Raw genomic sequence first — 17,723 nt, 5'->3', positions numbered from 1 at the left:
GGAGGTCCAAATGTTCGGAAGTCTGGGTCTTCCGGAGCTCTTGATTCTGCTCGCGATAGTCGTCCTGATATTCGGCGTGAACAAACTGCCGAAGCTCGGCAAGGGGCTCGGCGAGGGAATTCGCAACTTCAAGGATTCAGTGCGCTCAGAGGAAAAACCCCCTGCCGACGAGAAGGAAGAGGGTGCGGCCAAGGATGCCAGCGACGCGTGACCCGTGCTGACCGTACGGCAACCCGTGGCAGAAACTCCTTGGTCTGGGCAGCGATCGAACCTTCCTGTCCCGCGGCGTACTGATATGCGCCTTCTGACTCAACCGATATTGCCGCTGGACACTTCCTGATATTCTGGAGTGTATGGTTGAGGGCGTTCCGGCGACACGACCGGGAATTCACTGCATCGGTAGTGCCAAGCTCGCGCATTTTCTCAAGCGTGAGCACCGATCGGCAGCGGGGGCTGATCTCGATCTCGACCGGATTTTTCGCGAGCTTCTCCGCCGAGCCAACGATTTCCTACCATCAGAAGCGGGAACCATCTACCTCGATGACCCTCTGGACGTTGACGAACACGGGAACAGCCTTTCGCTAGTGGTGATCGCCGGGTTCGGACCGAAATCCGACGACCTCATGGAGGAACGGTTCAGCACTGGCAAGGGCATCATCGGCGAGGTATACCGAACCGGAGAGCCCTACTCATGCTCCGAACCTCTCGCCGACCCGGTCTTTCGCAGCGGGCCCGGTCTTCGGATCGGTTTCAAGATTGACTCCGTCGTCGGCGCACCGCTCACCGCCGACGGCCGTACGATTGGTGTCATCGAGCTTCTGAACCACTCGGGAGGAAGCGGTTACTCGGCCGCCGACGTTGCGCTTCTTGGAATCTTCGCGCAGACCATCTCCCTCTCGGTTCTCAATGCCATCGACGCCCAGCGAGCACGGGAAATCGCCAAGAGAGATGAACTGACCGAGCTCTATAACGATCGCTATCTTCACGGCAGCTTGGCGAGGATCATCGATGACGCCGTCGCGACTGGATCTGAGTGTGGAATCATTTTCCTCGACCTCGACCATTTCAAAGAGGTCAACGACAACCACGGACATTTGATCGGAAGCCGTTTGCTTGCACAGGTCGGAGCAACCCTGAAACAGATCATCCCCGGAGCAGGGGTGGCTGCACGTTATGGTGGAGATGAATTCGTGATTGCCTTGCCGGGCGCCGGTCGTCAGGAAACCTATTGGGTGGCGGAGACGATTCGGCAGAACATTGCGGATCGAGCGTTCGTCGTCACCGCCGATGTCGACAAATCCGAAGGGAGTGAGGAGCTTCGGATCGAGGGTGTGGTGACGTGCTCGATTGGCATCGCAACATTGCAGGCCGACATCCTGCCCGAACTCGACCCCGGCGATCATAATGCGCAAAAGGCAAAAGAACTGCTACTTCGCAAGGCCGATACCTGCATGTACGCGGCAAAGGAGCTTGGTCGCAATCGCACCGTGCCGTATTGGGAGCTCGCTCGCCGTCTCGCTGCAGGTATCGGGAAAGGCGCCACCGGCCCTTCGTCGGGCCCGGATTGATGAGTCCATCCCCAAACCGGGAAGATACTCCTCGGCAAAGTGGTTGTCTGTCGACAACCGGCTGGAGGATGCGATCCAACGATGGAAGAGTCAGACCGCGCACAAAAGATCAAAAACGCACTCCTGCTCGAGCTCGAAGCCCAATACGTATCGGTAGTCGACCAGAGTGCACTTCATGAGGGTCACGCGGGGACACAAGACGGTGCAGGGCATTTCCGGGTTGTCGCTGTCTCGGAGCGTTTTCGAGGTCTCTCCCGGGTGGCGGCGCAGCGTCTTGTCTATCAGGCCCTTGCAGACCTATTGACGAACGACATCCACGCGCTCTCGATGCGCACGCTGACCCCTGAAGAGTGGTCGAATGACGAGCGCTCACACGCGGGCGACAACGGTTGAAGGCCGCGACGTACCGAGCTTCGACCGAGCATATTTGGCCGTTTCGGCGACCGCACCGATTGCGTGTTCCACGTCCTCGTCGTTGGTGAACACGCCAGGCGAGAAGCGAACTGTACCGCCATCGTCAAAGGTCCCGATGCCCTCGTGGACCAACGGGGCGCAATGGAGGCCGGTCCTCGTAATGACATCGTGCTCGACATCGAGGAACGTACCAACCTGGTCGGCCGGCAGGCCGTCAATGTTGAACACGAAGACTGGCAGATGATCCCGTTCGAGATCTGCACAGTAGAGTCGAACTCCGTCGATGGCCGAAAGGCCCTCATGCAGGCGCCGCGCGTGGCACATTTCATGGTCGAAGATCGTTTCGACGCCACCGCGCTCAGAGATCCAGTTCTGTGCCGCCAGCAGGCCGGAAACGCCCATCGTGTTCACCGTGCCGAACTCCATCCTCCACGGAAAAGCATCCGGCTGCTGCTTGAGGGCGCTCATGACGCCGGTGCCACCCGCGCGACAGGGCTTGATATCGACGTGCTCGCCAACGTACATGCCTCCGGTACCGGAGGGGCCGAAGAGCGATTTGTGACCGGTGAAGCACACAACATCAACATTCATCGAGTCCACATCGATCGGCACCAGACCAGCGGTCTGGGCGGCGTCAATGGCGAACAGGACGCCGCTCTCACGACAGCGACGACCGACTTCCGTTACCGGCTGGATTGTTCCGATGACGTTCGAACCGTGATTCATGACGACCAGCTTGGTGTTGGATCGGATCCGGCTGGCAATATCGTCAGGGTCAACATAGCCGTCGCCGTCAAAGGGAACGAAATCCACCTCGACGCCGTGCTCCCGGTGCAAATACATGGGACGCAGCACCGAGTTGTGCTCGAGACAGGTGGTGATTGCATGATCTCCGGATGTGAGGACGCTTGAAATAAGAAGATTGAGCGCATCTGTGACGTTATGGGAGAAGACGAGGCGATTCGGTTCACTACCCCCGAAGAATTCCGTCAAGGCCCTTCGCGCATTGGCCAGTGTCTCCTCGGCCTCGAGAGCAAGGTCGAACCCGGTACGACCAGGGTTGACGCCCCGTGTCTGGTAGAAATCGCACATGTACCGTATGACCTCGGGCGGCTTCGGAAAAGTCGTGGCAGCGTTGTCGAGATAGACGAAGTCAGACATTGTGTACCTCATTCAATCGGAATATCGATCCTGTCTTCGATGAGCGCGCGCAGGATGCGGTCGCGCGATGATGAAATCTGTCTCTTCAGGCAGGCCGTCGCGTCATCCGCGTTGCCACCCGAAAGAAGCGTTACCAACTCTTCGTGCTCGCCCCGCATTTCAGACGCGAAATCGCCCAGGTCAAGACCGAGAAAGAAAAACCGCTGCATGCTTCCAAGGAGGTCTCGGAGGGCCGATACCAGCCGATCATTCCGGGACAGCGTTGCCAGCTGAATGTGGAAATCGAGATTTCGATCCAGAAACTCGACATAGGAGTCCCAATCGTGAAAAGTGTATTCGGTGCTTGCAAGCTCCTGCAGACGTTCGATATCGGTGTCCGTGGAACGTTGAATTACCAGCTTCACGGCCAGCGTTTCGAGACCAAGCCGAAGGTCGAAGCAATCCCCAATCTCTTTGAGAGAAATCTGATTCACCGAATAACCCCGATACGGTCGCCCGGTGAGAAGTCCCTCCTGGTCCAGCCGCCTGCACGCCTCGCGCACTGGAACGCGGCTGGTCCCGTAAAGCTCGGCAAGCTGGTGTTCGGTCAGCGATACGCCCGGGCGATGACGCAGCGTGATGATGTCGCGCTTGAGGGCTCGATAAACCTGCTCGGCTGCAGTCCTCTTTTCGACGATCTGTGCCAACGCTCCATTCCCCACGAAAAGATCGTATACAAACTGTATACAAAAATCAAATTCGAGACCAACCCTTCGAAAGGGCTCCGAGCTCAGTCGAGCCTATGCTGCGTCAGCGCCGTCAGCAGGCGATACGAGAACGCGCCGCACCATGTACGCGACCGTCGCTAGGCCAGCCACCAGAATCACGACGAAAAGCAGGAAGTTCCCCCACTGGGGCACGACCTGGAAGCTTGTCTGGGCGAGAGTTGGTTCGAGATACAGTCCTCGAATCTGATGTCGAGTGATACTCATGATGGCAATCGTCACCGTCATCGCAGCAAGGGTCCCCGTCACGAGAGTCGGCTTCTCCACCGGATTGGACACCCGTGCAAGCATCATCAGGAGGCCGATCCCGGCGAAAATGCCCAACGTCATCGGGCCGAGCGTCGCGATCCCCCCGGACATCAATCCCCGCAGCACCGGTCGCGGTAGCACCATCAGCAAGAGAAAGCCGTCCGCCACCTGGAGAACCGTTGTCCACAACGCCCACCGCCATGCCCAGCGCGCAATCGCGGTGTTGGTTTCCTCGTCGCTGCCGTCAGAAGCTCGCCTCGTCGCCCACCAGGTCGTCACTAGGGCAGCAAATGCGATGCCGGCGAGCACGAAGTGGAGGAGGCGCGGCCAGAAGGCGGGATCGCCGAGCACCGACCAGCCACCGTCCGCCAGGCTGGCCCACTTCTCGGGTTGGGCATGCACCAGGTTGACCGCCACGTGAATCATGGCGATCAGCACGAACATGAGTGCGCTTGCGCCGAGCCACAGTCCCCCACCTTCGCCCCGAGCCGGAGCGCCCCGGAACTTGTAGAAATAGGCGGCGTAATAGCCTGCCGCCAGCAATACCAACATGGCAAGCCACACTGGAGCGAGAAGGATGGTCGCAGTGTAGAAATACTGCTGATAGATCAGCTGGATGAAGAGCAGTGGTGCGATTCCGGTGGTGATGGTCAGAGAGATACCGTAATTGTTGACGGCCATCAGACGGCCAGCGAGAACGCCGCGAAAGTCGCTCCGCCTGCCTCCGCTCCTGAGGTGCGCAACCAGGGCGAGAAGCGTGCCGCCGAGGGTCAGATTCATGAATATCAGGTGGAGAATGAAGGTGAAGACCAAGAGGATGTGAAACAACCATGGTGGTCCCGGCAGGCCAGCGGGATCGACTGCGGGAATCAAGTTTGGGTTCATCGCTCACCTCCGTTCTCGTCCAACGCCACTCCATCGCCACGCGAAATGAAGGCGAGATACTCGACCAGGGCATCCAGTTCCTCCTCTGTGCCCACTATGGGCGGCATATAGGAGGAGCGAAACTCGCTAGTGTCGATGAGCTGTCCGCGAGGGATTGCAGAGTAAGCCTCTCCCATCTCGTGGAGCTCCGTCACGACGCCATAGATCATGCCGTAGTTGAAACCATCAACAAAACCTCGATCGGCAACGATCTCGTCCTTCGACGGCAGCATCTCGCGCATCTCTGAAGCAGTCACGTCCGTGTGACAGGACGCACATTCCGTTGCAAAGGCGAGATCGCCGCTCCCGGCGGGCTGGTCAGAGACCACCGCGATCATGTCATCGTAAGAAGGCAAGGCTTGGCGAATACCCTGGTATCCGTCGAGCGTGTGGCAGCTCGAACACTGGGCCCGGAAGATCTCTCGTCCGGCGCTGAGGGAGTCATTTGCGCCCCTCGCAGCCCAGCCGGAGCGCGCCAGCACACCGGTATCGTTGATCGCCTGGATGTCGCTGACGAGAAGGCCGTTCGAAAAGAGGTGACTGTGGATGAGAAACGGTTTTCGCGTCCCTTCACGAAGCCGCTCATAGCCACCGAAGAACGCGAAAGCCGCCACGGCCAAACACATCGCGGTCAGCGGCCGCGCCAGGCGTGGCGCAACAGAAAGAATGATCAACCCGATGATCAGCGTCAGAGCAAGGGCCCAAAGGGTGAAGCTGCGGGTTTCGGCAAGGGCTCGCAACGCTGGTTCAGCCCCACTAAAGAGGTTTCGCACCGTCGCCGGAAGAACCGCCTCCCACCACCGGTATCCCGCATAGGAGAGTACGACTCCGCCAACCAACCACCACCCGAGATAGCGAAGAACTCCCGACCGTCGATCGGCCATCGCCTTGAGAGCCGGAAACACCATGAAGGCGGTCGCCATCAGTATTGCAATGCCGGTGCGCAGGACGAGAGAGGGCCAGTAGGTCGGATTGAAAAAGCCATCCCAAAAGGCGTGGGTCTCGAGCCACCGCCCCGGCGTCAGCATGAAAGTGATGATGCCGTTGATGATCACCAACGAAAGGTAGGCTGCTACGAAGTAGAGCCAGCCGACGAGCAGGTGGGCGCCCTTCGAAATCTTGTCCCAGGTCGAGTAGTACACGAGGGCAGCAACGATTTCGATGATGAAGAAGACCCATTCGATCGCCCATCCCCAGACGTAGGTGTGGATCAATGCTGAGATGGCGGCCGGGGAAATCAGTCCCGCAACCACCCAGATACCAACCCCGGAGATCGCACCAAAAACCGTCGAAACGAGGATCAGGACGAGCGACGACCGTTTCGCGAGCTCACGCAGCTGGGCATCGCCCCGTTTCACCGCCAGCGTCTCGGTGACGACAATCAACAACCCGCCGCCGATCGCGAAATGCGAGACGATAACGTGCGGTATCGCCACCAACGCCATCAGCATCCCGCCACCCAACGCGAGGTCCCAGATCGGATAGTCCATAACACCCTCCAAAGGAACTCTGCGGAAAAAATACCACCCTCGATCTCGCGGCGCAAACCCCTCGAAATAAATCGCCTACATATGAACAATCTTCACCATGACACACCTCTTGAAGCCATCCCAGCGGGACGATTGCTCCGTCGGCGCCAGCAATCGCCGGTCAGGCACGTGCGGAAAACCATCTTCTGGTCTCTTGACACAACCTCTCATCGACGCTACCGTTTATCGAGACTATGATAATGAGACTGGATTAAAGGTATGAGCAGCAAACTTGCACAGAGGGCGCAGAAACTCTTCATTCAGTACCTGAGGGAAAACAACCTCAAGGTGACCCAGGAACGTCTCGCTCTGCTCGACGAGATTTTCGCCACCGACGAGCACCTCGATGCGGACGATCTGTTGGCGAGGATGAAGAGCAAGCAGCGAAAAGTATCCCGTGCAACGGTCTACCGGACTCTCGACCTGCTGGTCCAATGCGGACTGGTTCGAAAGAGCCGGCTCGGTCGCGAGCACTACTACTACGAAAAGATGGAGCCCGGTGGTGGCCACCATCATATGGTCTGTACCGCGACAGGAAAAATCATCGAGTTCTGGGATGCTGACCTCGACGAAAGGCTCCGTCGCTTGTGCCAGGAGCACAAGTTCCGACCGACCTTCATATCGATCCAGATCCAGGGCCTCAGCGAAGAAGGCCAAAAGGTCGAGCAGGATACGTCCTTCTTCTGATCGATACACCGACCAACCTACGCCCCGCTGCTGTTGTGGGGCTTTTTCATCAAGGACTTACGGTTCGTCGACGAAGCCCTTCCTGTCCCTCCGGCTGGGGGGCCAGAGCTTTCGCTCCTCGATTGCTGGGCTTGTGTGGATCAGGTGAAGGTTACCCTGGCGAACCGACGTTTTCCGACCTGGATCAGAATCGGGTCGATCCCGGTGGTTGCGATCGTGGCCTTGATGTCCCCCACCACCTCGCCATCAACCTTGACCCCGCCCTGCTGGATCAGCCGCCTCGCCTCGGAGTTGGACGAGGCGAGGCCGCCCTCTACGAGGACTCTTGACAGAAGCATCGTTTCACCGGTCGATTCAACAAACCGTTCCGGGATGTTTTGCGGGAGTTGACCCGAAGAGAAGACCCGCTCGAACTCTCGCCTCGCACCTTCGGCTTCCTCGGCTGAGTGAAACTCCGTGACAATTGTGGAGGCCAACTCCTTTTTGACGTCCATCGGATGAATTTCACCGTTCGCCACCCGTTGTCGCTCGGCCTCGATTTCCTCCGCACTGCGGTCCGTCAGGAGAAGCCAATACTTCCACATCAGATCGTCCGATATGGACATCAATTTGCCATACATCTCGGCTGGCTCATCCTCCACCGCCACGTAGTTGCCGAGCGATTTCGACATCTTCTCGACACCGTCGAGCCCTTCGAGAAGGGGCAATGTCATGACGACCTGTGGGTCCATCCCATGCTCTCGCATGAGATGACGCCCAACCAGCAGATTGAAGAGTTGGTCGGTACCTCCAAGCTCAACATCGACCTCGAGCGCCACCGAGTCGTACGCCTGGGCGAGTGGGTAAAGAAACTCGTGCAGAGCGATCGGTTGTTGGTTTTCGTAGCGGGTCCTAAAGTCGTCTCGTTCGAGCATTTGTGCGACCGTCACCTTGGCTGCCAACCGGATCCAGTCCGCCGAGCTCAGCGAACCCAACCAGCGTGAGTTGAAATCGATGACCGTCGACTCGGGATCGAGCAGTTTGAATATCTGGCGCCGGTATGTGGCCGCGTTCTCCTCGATCTCCTCGGGTGTGAGCTGAGGGCGCGTGCTCTTCTTTCCCGTCGGGTCTCCGATCAACCCGGTGAAGTCCCCTATCAGAAACACCACCCGGTGTCCAAGCTGTTGAAAATGGCGCATTTTGCGAATCACAACCGTGTGGCCGAGATGAAGATCGGGGGCAGATGGGTCGAAACCCACTTTGATCACGAGCGGCTTCCCGGTCTTTTTTGCCTTGCTCAGCTTCTCTGCCAATTGCTCGGCTGGAACGACGTCAACGCAACCTTTGGTCAGATAGTCGAGCTGTTCATCGATGTCCGATCGCACCTCGGCCTCCTCGTTCGAAATACCAGTTCACCTGTCGTCGAGCTCGACGATCGGCAGCACACCAGCCCCGGTATTCGGCAGCTGCCCCCAGATCGACACGCTCTCGAGCGCAGCGTTGATCTCCTCCGGTGCAATCGAGAGAATGGCCAGCTCGAGATCGGTTGCCGGTCTCCATCTGGCCGCACCAGAGGCGACCGCTGCGCACCGGCAGGCTTGTCCGGTGGTCCCGCTCCAGGCCGCCGCACTGGTAGCGGCCGCTCGTCTTTGAACCGGGTTGAGCTCGTCTTCGGTCGCCGACGCTGTCATGCGCGGCCAGATATCCTGGAGGGCAGCTTCCAACTCGTCGAGGCCGGCCTGTGCCTCGGCTACGACCAGCAACACCCGGTGCCCCGGAACGAAGGGCTGCAAGACTTCGATCGATCCCTCAGCCAACAACTCGGTGCCCCGAGCCTCGAGGAGTTCGGCCATCACGAGCACGAGAGATTCATCAAGCATTGCCGGAAACTCGAGCGCGGCGACCAGGACCGAGTCGCTTCCGGCTGCTGCTTCCCTGGTCTTGGGAACTGCCGCGATCTGTCCCACGGCGGCGCTGCTGACTCGTGATGTCTCACCCGCCCAGAATTTTCGAATCGCTTCCGATGCTGCCTCGGCATCCTCGGCCACGATGCCGAGCGCGAGATTCCCGGACGCCAAAAGGGTTGACGGGGACAGGCTCGATCCCTCCGCCACTCCGAGGGTACCAGCCATCAGACGTAACGCCCGGCGACGGGCACTCCCTCCGCCAGGCATGACCGGTCTGTTGTCTCCCTCCGCCTGCGCCGAGGCGAAACGGAGCGCTTCCGTGAGCTCGCTGAACTGCTCCACGGGAGCCGCAATCAGGATCTGTGGCGGTTCCACGTCGACTCGCACCCATCCGGGGCGTTGTTCCGACTCGCGAAGCTCTCGAGCCAAGCGAGCCAGCACAGTTGCCGCCACCTCCTCATCCAGATCCGGGATGACCACGGGCCTCATGCACAGGGCAGCAAGACTGAGTCCGGATCTCCCGAGTGCAATGGCAGACAGGCCATTTTCGAGTTGCATCGTCACCGGCGGTGCTGCGAACCGCGGATTGAACGACCTCGGGGGCAGGGTGATGAGAATGCTCCCCGGATGTTGGGGCAGCCACGCCATCGCCGCCGCGCGCACAGTCTGCAGAGTCACTCCGTCGACCCCGAACAGAAACTCACGAACCGCGGGAGTGCCACTGGAGAGCCAGAGCTCGAGCAACAACTCGGCGGCGTCCGGATGCTCTTCCAACAGTGCCTGCCTGCGCACGCGCAGACTCTGTGCTGAGGCGTCGACCCGCTCCTCCTGGACCGCAGGGTTCTCGGCGAACCTCGCGATGCCGCGCCGCAACCGGACGGAGGCGAGATCTGCGGATGACGAGTCGGCCTGTGCTTCGAGGAGAGCACGGTTTCCTTCAACGCGGCTTCGAACACCGGAAAGATCTCCATTAGCCAGGACATCTGGCAAGACATCCCAAAGGACCTCGATCGAGCTCCTCTTCGGATCTGAGGGGCTCGGCAGGTTCACTTCGAGCCTGATCTGGGCCTCGGTGCCGGGCGCTCCGAGCCGTCTTTCGACGCGACCTTCCACGACTGGCGTCTCGGGAGACTGCGAAATGGAATACGGTGGGCGGCCATCGATGATGCGATCGAGGAGGGTGCGAAGGTCCGGCACTGAAACCCCGCCAACCGCAATCACGACCGGCGGCACGGTTGTCGCCTGCTCGAGGGCCAGGGCTGATTCGAGCGTGTCAACCAGGGTCAGATCACCGCTCACGACTGCCTTGGACACATTGCGACCGTTCTCGACAACCGGCCAGATAATTGTCGTTGCATCCGTCAATGGTTGCGTCACGACCAACAATTCGGTGCCGTTCCCCAAGTATTCGGAGAATAGAGCCTGACCTCCTGCCGGCAACGCCACCGCCAACATCACAGGCAACACAAAGCATTGGAGATACTTACCTTGCACCCTCATCGCGGCCGTCATGGTAGCATGCCGGCGATGGAGACCGAACCTCGGACCACGAGCCTGTCCGTCATCGCCATCTCCTGGCTCACCGCTGCTCTCGCTTTTCCCTCGGCGCTGATTGGTGCCGTCTGTGGGCAGGGTATCGGTGCGCTCTTCGGTGGCTGCGATTGGATTGGAATCTCCATCCCTGTTGATCGACAGGTATGGGCGTTAGTCAATCAGCCGACTCTCAATTTTTCCTCGCAACCTGCCGCGTTCGGCTACTGGCTCGGCTCGGCCCTCGTACCGCTGGCAGTCGCGGCCGCCGCGGTCGGTTTTCTCCCGCGAGCTCGATCATTCGTCACAGAGCTTGCCGTCGTCCAGATGGCTTGGGCGATGTCGATCGCGGCCGTCGCCATCATGCCGATGCTGGATACGAATGATGGACACCTCGGACGGTTTCTTTCCCTCCACGGTTGGCCTGAATACTGGATTTGGGCGGGACCGATTCTCGCCGCTACAGTTTCTCTGCTACCAGCCCTTCGCCTACTCGAATTGGCGCGAAGGCGGCAGCCGGAAATCCGTCGTGCGACACGCATGATGGTCGTCGTCATCCACCTCGTGCTGCCGGCTGTTGCGTGGCTGATATTGATTTCCGTTGTGCGTAGCGCTGTGCCGGTGTTTGCGGCGGCGGCGGCCATTTTGCCGCTGACCGCCACGATCGTGTTCGCCTGGATTCGTTATCCGGCGCCCTACGTGTGGCCCCTCGAACTGCCAAAGCCCACGGAGATCATGGTTGTGGTGAGTGCAGCAGTGATTCTCGGGGGAACTCTTTGGCTCGCTGGCAGACCGCTGGAAAAAGGCGGGCGGGCGGGAGTGATTTGGGGCCATCCACAAGCGTTCAACAACATTCGCCCCTGGATCCAACCCTGGAGGTTGAACGGAAACGCTATACTGTCGGGCGGCGTCGATGGTGGATCCTCCCACCCGGAGCCATCCCAATAAAGGAGACCCAGTCATGAACCCAAAGGTCGAAAAGGCTTTGAACGAACAGATTCAAGCGGAGTTTTTCTCGTTCTATCTCTACCTGTCGGTGGCGGCGTATTTCACCGCTCACCACCTCGACGGTTTTGCCCACTGGATGCGGGTCCAAGCGCAGGAGGAATTCGCGCACGCGATGAAACTCTTTGACCATCTCGCCGAACGTGGCGGAACCATTGAGCTGATGGCCCTCGACGCGCCGCAACATGAGTGGCCCTCTCCGTCTTCTGCGGTCGAGTCCGTGCTCAACCACGAGCGGCACATCTCCCAGCGCATCAATCAGATCGCCGATCTCGCCTCGGCGGAAAACGATCATGCGACTACGGTGATGATGCACTGGTACGTGAACGAGCAGGTCGAGGAGGAAGCGACCGCCGACACGCTCTATCACCAGGTCAAGATGGTCGAGGACAGCCCGCACGGTCTCTTGATGATCGACCGCGAACTCGCCGGCAGGCCGGCGGCCGCCACCGACTCTGAATCCACTCAATAGCGAGCGGAATCCTCAGCGAGCGACCGCGTGCTCGACCAGCGCCCGGGCAACGTCTACGCCCGTCACTTCTTCGAGCTTGAGAAATCCTGGCGTCGGATTGACCTCGAGCACTGTCGGTCCGTCGTCCCTGGTGACGATGTCGACGCCGCAGTGTCCGAGTCCGATGGTCCTCGCTGCGGCAACTGCGAGAGCGGTTTCATTCAAAGGCGCATCGTACGCCTCCGCCGATCCGCCGCGAGCGGCATTGGAACGCCACTCCCCCACCGAAGCGTTGAAACGTGCCGCGGCTATGACTTCGCCCCCCACGACCAAAAGACGCACTGTGCTTTCGCCGCCCGCCAACCAGCGCTGAACGACGATCTCATCACCAACTCGCCAGAGAGAATCGAGAACTGCCTCGAGGTGGTCGCGCGTCGCACACCGTATGACACCGACGCCCATACGTGACCTACGTTGCTTGACGACAGCCGGAAGCCCGATATGACGGATCACATCTCGCGCCAGGGCCTCCGGGTCAGATCCTGCGATGGTAGGTGGAATCTCGAGACCCGCGTCATTGAGAGCCACCATGGTCGCCCAGTGGTCACGCGCGATTCGGATGGCTGCCGGAGGATTCGGGGTGCCACATCCGGCGGCCACCGCAGCATCCAGAACTGCCAACATGCTTTCGGGCCGCCAGTTCCCCACTCGGGCCAAGACAACCGAGGATTCTCGCGCCTCGTTTCCGATGCCAAGAGGCTTGATCTGGCCATCTGCCAGAAACGCGGTCACAGTGGCGGCGTCTACCAACAACACCGCAACATCCAGTTCTCGAGCCGCTTCCACAAGACGGGCGTTGGTGCGCACATCAGGGCGAGCGGTGAGGATCAAGAGCTGCACCTGCCGATGGTAGCGCAGCGGCCCGTTATACTGGAGGGATGATCGAAGGGAACCTCGACCGTCTCCATTTCGGGGATCTCTTGCAGTGGCTGCAGATGGGCGGCGTGAGCGGCCGCCTCATTCTGAAGGACACACGCGGCGAACGTCGGCTCGACTTCATTGAAGGCCGGGTGTGCTACGCCTCGTCCACGATTCCGGAGGAGCGGCTTGCCACCTGGCTCACCAAGCGCAGCCTGATACCAGTCACTGAGCTAAGGCGACTGCTTGCAACGTCGATGCTCCGTCGTGCCCTGTTCACCGATCTTCTTATCGCTGAAGGTCGAGTGTCGGCGGAAGATCTTCAAGCCAGCCTCACCGACCTCGCCGAAGCGATTACCAGTCGCATACTGATCGCGCCCGCGGTGAGCTTTGAATTCATACCGAACCACCCGGTGCTCGACATTCTCGGTTTGAGCCTGAACGTCGAGCCGAGTCACCTGTTGATGGAGGCTGCTCGGCGGTCCGACGAGAACGGTGTCGGAACGGTGGAACGCCGCTCGTACGAGCTTCCGTTTAGCGGTAAGGCGTTCGAGGATCTCTTCTGGTCGATGATCCGCGAGGGGGTGACAAGTGAAGATTCGATCGATGGAGTACAACTCAGCCAATTCCACGATCTGGTGGGCGATATCGTCAGCACCATCGCGCAGTGGCTTTCGTCGAGCCCCGGTCTCGTGCCCGTGCCAGCGGGCCAGATAGACGGCCTGAACGCTCTGTCCGGGAAAGAAGAGTCGATTCCTCTCGCAGGAAGGCCGCACGCCGTGTGGAACCAGATGGTGCTTGCGTGCACCGTGCAAAACCGTAGTCATCAGGGACCATTGTCCCTTCGCGAACTGGAAACCATCGCGGCCGATCTCAACCTGTGGGAGGAAATGGCTGGGAGCGGATTCTTGAACCGGCCCGAGGCACCGAAGCTGGATGGCCTGGTCCGTCAGGTGGTGGACACGTGGTCTCAGACGGCGGCAGCCGCAGCCCCTCATTTTGACGTGCCGCCCGAAACCGCATCACTCGCCGTGCACCTCGTGACCGTTCCCACCGATCTGGTGCTCTGGGTCCTCACGACTCTCCCGGTGCCCCATCAGGACCTGCGGAGAACACTGCTGAAACACATCTCGCGCAGGGTTGGCTCCAGGCTTGCACACCTGGCCGATTTTCCGTCCGCGATCCGGAGGGTGTTGGACCCACGATCGGCAACACCGCTCGGCGCGTGTCTACAGATCGGATGCGAGTGTCTGCCGTCCGCCTCCACCTGGCCCTCTACGGTTCCAGAGGGTGACGACGTCATGCTCGAGGTCGCCACGCCGGCAGTTCTCGCTCTCGCTTCAGACGCCGCGCGTGAAGTAGCCGACGTTGCACTTTCCCAAGAGGTGTTGTCGGGCGAAGACTGAGCCCTCAGGCGAGCGTTCACTCAACCCGGCGTAGAGCTGCCATCCGGGGTCGGTGTAGTCTGTGGAATTGACATCACGACTTCCGCGCCTCCGTTCTCGCCCCGACTGATGGCTATGGACCCCCCATGATTTTCCATCACACGCTTGGCGATCGTTAGTCCGAGCCCGATGCCGTGACGCTTGCCGGCGCTCGAGTCATCGCCTTGCCAGAACGCATCGTAGACGCGCGGCAGGTCCTGCTCGGGGATACCGGTGCCGGAATCGGTCACGCGAAGTTGAAGCCAGGGATCACTGTCATGGGTGACGCGACGTACCTCGAGCTTCACCTCACCGCCACCACCGAACTCGACCCCGTTCCTGATCACCGCTCGAAGGGCAGCCTCTGTGCTCTCGGGCTCGCAGGAAATAGTCTCCAGGCCGCTCGGAATGAGAACCTGAAGGCGAACATCCCGTTCCGTTGCGAGATCGCGAAGTGGTGCAACAGCCTTGCGAATGAGCTCCTGTGCGGGCACCGAGTGACGTTCGAGATCGCCGTCGTTTGATGCAATCACTGACGCTTGGAAAACGCTCTGAACGATCTCCATGAGCTTTTCCGCTTCATCGTGGATGATCGTCAGAAGGCGCTCTGCTTTTTCCGGCGGCACCTCCGTTCCACGGTGGAACAGCTTCGCCGCGGTATACAACGAGGTCACGGGAGTTCTCAGGTCAAGCGACAACCGGTTGATAAGCTGGTTCTTGACCCCGTCAAGGGCTTCAAGATCACGATAGGCCTTCTCAAGCAGATCCTGCTTCTCCTCGAGATCCATAGCGAGCTGACGGGATTCCTGAAGGCTCTCCTTGAGCGCGCGCGTTCGCTCTTCGACCTTCGTCTCGAGGCTTCTGCTGACCTCCTGCATCTGCCTCCAGGCGATCGCGTTAGCGTATCCCATGGCGGCGGTGGACGCCAGCACTGCGGCGGGCTGGAGATCATCCTGGTCGAAATCCGCACGGTCCTCATCACCGTACGTCATCAGGAGACCCACCGCTTTGTCCTGTGTCATCATGGGGACAGCCAGGGCAGATGTGAAGCCCGCATTTTCGATCGCCACCATGGCATCCCCACCATCGTCCTCGTTCGCCTGAGGTGAAAAAAGCCGCGGTCTCTTGTCTTGGAGGAGCACTTCAGCGATAGACGCTCCGGCCGAGTCCATCGCCTGCAGCAGAGGATCTTGTTTGAATCCATGAACAACGGCTTCACGCGCGCGACCGGTACCCGGGATGATGATGACCGAGGCCCCCCGCACCTGGAGCAGGCGAATGGCTTCGGTGATGAGAAGGCGCAAGACCTTTGCCGGATCTCGTTGGTTGCTAACGGCGTTGCCGAACTGGGAGATGCTGTCCATCACACGCACCTTGCGCGCTAGTTGCCGACTGACGTCGTCGAGTCTGGTGTTGAGTTGGGTCAGTTCCAGGTTGGTGCGAACCGCCTCTCTCACCAGAGCATCCTGCTTCAGCACCTCACCCGATTCGGCATCGGGGGGGGTCAAGGTGACCTCTACATCTTCGGCTGCCGACTCCGCATCTTCCACCGCACCAATGAAAGGCTGCACCGCTTTGTGCATCTGCGCCTGGAGGCGAGCTGTCGCCTGTGGGCTGGTTCCGACTCCGAGTTTGTCAGCCACCGACGCCAGGGTTTGCTCACCGATGGCGGCAAAAGCCTCGAGCACCCCCTCCCCGGTGATCGCTACAGTTGGAAATGCCTTCAGGCGTGCCGTGTTGAGGGAGGCGTCCATGTCGTCGATCGATTGAATCGGACCGAGATCCCTCTTGTTGTATTGAAGAACCACCGGCACCGTCTCGCGGTCGAGACCGTTGGCGTCCATGTTCTCCCAGAGGTTCTCGAGGCTTTCTTCGTTCGCTTCGAGCTGCTCGTTCTGGGAATCTGCGACGAACACGACCCCATCCGCACCGGCGAGAACCGTGCGCCGTGTGGCGTCGTACTGCACCTGCCCCGGTACCGTGTAGAGCTGCAGGGCGAGGCGATACCCACGAACGCGGCCGAGGTTCAAGGAGAGAAGATCGAAAAAGAGAGTGCGATCCGCAGCCGTGTTGAGAGAGTACAGCTTGGTTCGACGCTCCGGGTCGATCGTTCGGTGAATGTGCTGAAGACAGGTTGTCTTGCCGCCGGCCGCCGGGCCGTAATAGACGACCTTGATCTTGATCTGTCGGTATTCGTTGTCGAACTGGACCATACCTCTCCCGACGGCCTACTCCTGAACGTATTTTACCCCGTGGGAAATTTCCAACGAAATATCGTACGGCCCCGGGCCGCCTATCGAGCCCCGCGTCCAGTCTGCCGTACGGTCAGCACGTCACGCTTCGATGCCTGCGGAGCACTGGGTCGTCCGCCAGGCGTCGGGTGGGCCTTCGTGACGGACGCTCCCACGCGCGAAGGCTCCGCGGCAAGGAAGCTCGCGTCTCCCGTTCGCTGGTTGATAACGGTCGCGTAGGGAAAGACGAGGGCATCGCCCGGACCGTCCTCGAGATAGAAAACGAGAGCCCCACCGTCACCGCTCGCGCGGAGTCTGCGCTGGACATGTCCGTATGGCGGCACATCGAATATTTCGCTGGCCACGATATTCCCAGCGGCGTCCTGAACGTCGAGGCGCAAACGGGTCCAATCCGGGGTCCAGGAAGCCACTCCCGCATTGCACCTGAATGCGTTGCCGTCGTTGAGGAGCCCGGCTGCGTAGCCGAAATTCCACCAGTCGGTAGCTCGACCGATCACAAAGCCCGGTACCGTCAACCCGTACTCTCCGACACCATCGCCTGGCTCCGGCGTATAGGTGCGAGAGGTCACCAAGAAATGGCAATCCTCGATCGGATCGCAGCCGAGCGAAAGATCGGCGTATGCGAGGATGGCCGCCGATCCATCGAGACCGAAGTATTCCGGACCGAGCACATCCCACAGACTGACGGTCTCCCACGGATAGAGGGTGAGATCGATTGTCGGCACCTCGAAATTAACGCTGTTGCTCGGCAGGGCTTGAATGACGACCGGCAGATCGTAATTGTGTGGGTTATGGAGTGACAGATCGGTCCTCCAAAACGTACCCTTCGACCCGGCATTGTGGGCCGCAGCGGAAACCATCCAGTCCGCGGCAAGCTGCGCGGCCGCCGGCGCGGTGGTGGACGTCGCGATCGCCGCCAGCAACCCGATGATCACACCTCTCATCCGACCTTCTCGCATGT

16 protein-coding genes are annotated in these 17,723 nt (G+C 60.0%); 7 read left to right on the top strand and 9 right to left on the bottom strand.

Annotation, left to right across the window (positions count from 1 at the left end):
* Positions 1-10 precede the first annotated feature (10 nt).
* The 3 genes from tatA to LJE93_01205 all read left to right on the top strand — a co-directional run bounded on the left by tatA (position 11) and on the right by LJE93_01205 (position 1,961).
* Complete coding sequence (gene tatA, locus LJE93_01215) at positions 11-211, top strand: twin-arginine translocase TatA/TatE family subunit (GenBank protein MCG6947523.1); 201 nt, start codon at positions 11-13, stop codon at positions 209-211.
* Positions 212-353: 142 nt separating this feature from the next.
* Positions 354-1,568 (top strand): sensor domain-containing diguanylate cyclase, encoded by a 1,215-nt coding sequence (locus tag LJE93_01210; protein ID MCG6947522.1) that lies wholly within the window; start codon positions 354-356, stop codon positions 1,566-1,568.
* An 81-nt stretch (positions 1,569-1,649) separates the two neighbouring features.
* Positions 1,650-1,961 (top strand): BolA family transcriptional regulator, encoded by a 312-nt coding sequence (locus tag LJE93_01205; protein ID MCG6947521.1) that lies wholly within the window; start codon positions 1,650-1,652, stop codon positions 1,959-1,961.
* Here LJE93_01205 and LJE93_01200 read toward each other — a convergent pair.
* The 4 genes from LJE93_01200 to LJE93_01185 form a co-directional block, all read right to left on the bottom strand.
* A complete protein-coding gene (locus LJE93_01200; GenBank protein ID MCG6947520.1) occupies positions 1,938-3,143 on the bottom strand; it encodes an aminotransferase class V-fold PLP-dependent enzyme in 1,206 nt (401 codons plus the stop codon). The two genes, LJE93_01205 and LJE93_01200, sit on opposite strands and share 24 nt — an antisense overlap.
* 8 nt (positions 3,144-3,151) lie before the next feature.
* On the bottom strand, positions 3,152-3,844 hold the full coding sequence (locus tag LJE93_01195) for a GntR family transcriptional regulator (GenBank protein MCG6947519.1): 693 nt from the start codon (positions 3,842-3,844) through the stop codon (positions 3,152-3,154).
* A 78-nt stretch (positions 3,845-3,922) separates the two neighbouring features.
* The gene (locus tag LJE93_01190) at positions 3,923-5,041 is read right to left on the bottom strand and encodes a hypothetical protein (GenBank protein ID MCG6947518.1); all 1,119 of its coding nucleotides are present in this window, start codon (positions 5,039-5,041) and stop codon (positions 3,923-3,925) included.
* The gene (locus tag LJE93_01185; GenBank protein MCG6947517.1) at positions 5,038-6,570 is read right to left on the bottom strand and encodes a cytochrome ubiquinol oxidase subunit I; all 1,533 of its coding nucleotides are present in this window, start codon (positions 6,568-6,570) and stop codon (positions 5,038-5,040) included. The genes LJE93_01190 and LJE93_01185 overlap by 4 nt, the downstream gene beginning before the upstream one ends.
* Positions 6,571-6,828: 258 nt before the next feature.
* Here LJE93_01185 and LJE93_01180 point away from each other — a divergent pair, with 258 nt between their 5' ends.
* Positions 6,829-7,296 carry a transcriptional repressor gene (locus LJE93_01180; protein ID MCG6947516.1) on the top strand — a complete coding sequence of 156 codons (468 nt, stop codon included), beginning with the start codon at positions 6,829-6,831 and terminating at the stop codon, positions 7,294-7,296.
* Between the two features lie 140 nt (positions 7,297-7,436).
* On the opposite strand, the gene tyrS is transcribed toward LJE93_01180, so the two are convergent.
* Together tyrS and LJE93_01170 are read right to left on the bottom strand one after the other, a co-directional pair.
* A complete protein-coding gene (gene tyrS, locus LJE93_01175) occupies positions 7,437-8,660 on the bottom strand; it encodes a tyrosine--tRNA ligase (GenBank protein ID MCG6947515.1) in 1,224 nt (407 codons plus the stop codon).
* Positions 8,661-8,687: 27 nt separating this feature from the next.
* Positions 8,688-10,682: a hypothetical protein gene (locus LJE93_01170; protein ID MCG6947514.1), complete on the bottom strand. Its 1,995-nt coding sequence runs from the start codon at positions 10,680-10,682 to the stop codon at positions 8,688-8,690.
* Between the two features lie 27 nt (positions 10,683-10,709).
* Between LJE93_01170 and LJE93_01165 the strand changes: the two genes are divergently transcribed.
* Together LJE93_01165 and LJE93_01160 are read left to right on the top strand one after the other, a co-directional pair.
* The gene (locus LJE93_01165) at positions 10,710-11,660 is read left to right on the top strand and encodes a hypothetical protein (GenBank protein ID MCG6947513.1); all 951 of its coding nucleotides are present in this window, start codon (positions 10,710-10,712) and stop codon (positions 11,658-11,660) included.
* A 13-nt stretch (positions 11,661-11,673) separates the two neighbouring features.
* Complete coding sequence (locus LJE93_01160) at positions 11,674-12,189, top strand: ferritin (GenBank protein ID MCG6947512.1); 516 nt, start codon at positions 11,674-11,676, stop codon at positions 12,187-12,189.
* A 12-nt stretch (positions 12,190-12,201) separates the two neighbouring features.
* Here the strand turns inward: LJE93_01160 and LJE93_01155 are convergent, their stop codons facing one another.
* Entirely contained in the window at positions 12,202-13,068 is an 867-nt protein-coding gene (locus LJE93_01155) for a RimK family alpha-L-glutamate ligase (GenBank protein MCG6947511.1), read from the bottom strand.
* A 38-nt stretch (positions 13,069-13,106) separates the two neighbouring features.
* Here LJE93_01155 and LJE93_01150 point away from each other — a divergent pair, with 38 nt between their 5' ends.
* Positions 13,107-14,492, top strand: coding sequence for a DUF4388 domain-containing protein (locus tag LJE93_01150; protein MCG6947510.1), 1,386 nt, complete (start codon positions 13,107-13,109; stop codon positions 14,490-14,492).
* Positions 14,493-14,512: 20 nt separating this feature from the next.
* Here LJE93_01150 and LJE93_01145 read toward each other — a convergent pair whose 3' ends face one another.
* Positions 14,513-16,723, bottom strand: a complete 2,211-nt coding sequence (locus LJE93_01145) for a GAF domain-containing protein (GenBank protein ID MCG6947509.1) — start codon at positions 16,721-16,723, stop codon at positions 14,513-14,515.
* Between the two features lie 80 nt (positions 16,724-16,803).
* A partial coding sequence (locus LJE93_01140) for a hypothetical protein (protein ID MCG6947508.1) occupies positions 16,804-17,723 on the bottom strand: 920 nt, incomplete at its 5' end.

The organism is Acidobacteriota bacterium (assembly GCA_022340665.1).
In the GTDB taxonomy this organism is placed as follows: Bacteria; Acidobacteriota; Thermoanaerobaculia; order Thermoanaerobaculales; family Sulfomarinibacteraceae; genus Sulfomarinibacter.
This window is presented reverse-complemented; position numbering and strand designations above follow the sequence as displayed.

Bases quoted from the DNA above. Each gene is read 5' to 3' on its own strand.
- LJE93_01150 (MCG6947510.1), top strand. From the start codon at position 13,107: ATGATCGAAGGGAACCTCGACCGTCTCCATTTCGGGGATCTCTTGCAG.
- LJE93_01205 (MCG6947521.1), top strand. From the start codon at position 1,650: ATGGAAGAGTCAGACCGCGCACAAAAGATCAAAAACGCACTCCTGCTC.
- LJE93_01165 (MCG6947513.1), top strand. From the start codon at position 10,710: ATGGAGACCGAACCTCGGACCACGAGCCTGTCCGTCATCGCCATCTCC.
- LJE93_01170 (MCG6947514.1), bottom strand. From the start codon at position 10,682: ATGAGGGTGCAAGGTAAGTATCTCCAATGCTTTGTGTTGCCTGTGATG.
- LJE93_01145 (MCG6947509.1), bottom strand. From the start codon at position 16,723: ATGGTCCAGTTCGACAACGAATACCGACAGATCAAGATCAAGGTCGTC.
- LJE93_01185 (MCG6947517.1), bottom strand. From the start codon at position 6,570: ATGGACTATCCGATCTGGGACCTCGCGTTGGGTGGCGGGATGCTGATG.
- LJE93_01190 (MCG6947518.1), bottom strand. From the start codon at position 5,041: ATGAACCCAAACTTGATTCCCGCAGTCGATCCCGCTGGCCTGCCGGGA.
- LJE93_01200 (MCG6947520.1), bottom strand. From the start codon at position 3,143: ATGTCTGACTTCGTCTATCTCGACAACGCTGCCACGACTTTTCCGAAG.
- LJE93_01210 (MCG6947522.1), top strand. From the start codon at position 354: ATGGTTGAGGGCGTTCCGGCGACACGACCGGGAATTCACTGCATCGGT.
- tatA (MCG6947523.1), top strand. From the start codon at position 11: ATGTTCGGAAGTCTGGGTCTTCCGGAGCTCTTGATTCTGCTCGCGATA.
- LJE93_01180 (MCG6947516.1), top strand. From the start codon at position 6,829: ATGAGCAGCAAACTTGCACAGAGGGCGCAGAAACTCTTCATTCAGTAC.
- LJE93_01160 (MCG6947512.1), top strand. From the start codon at position 11,674: ATGAACCCAAAGGTCGAAAAGGCTTTGAACGAACAGATTCAAGCGGAG.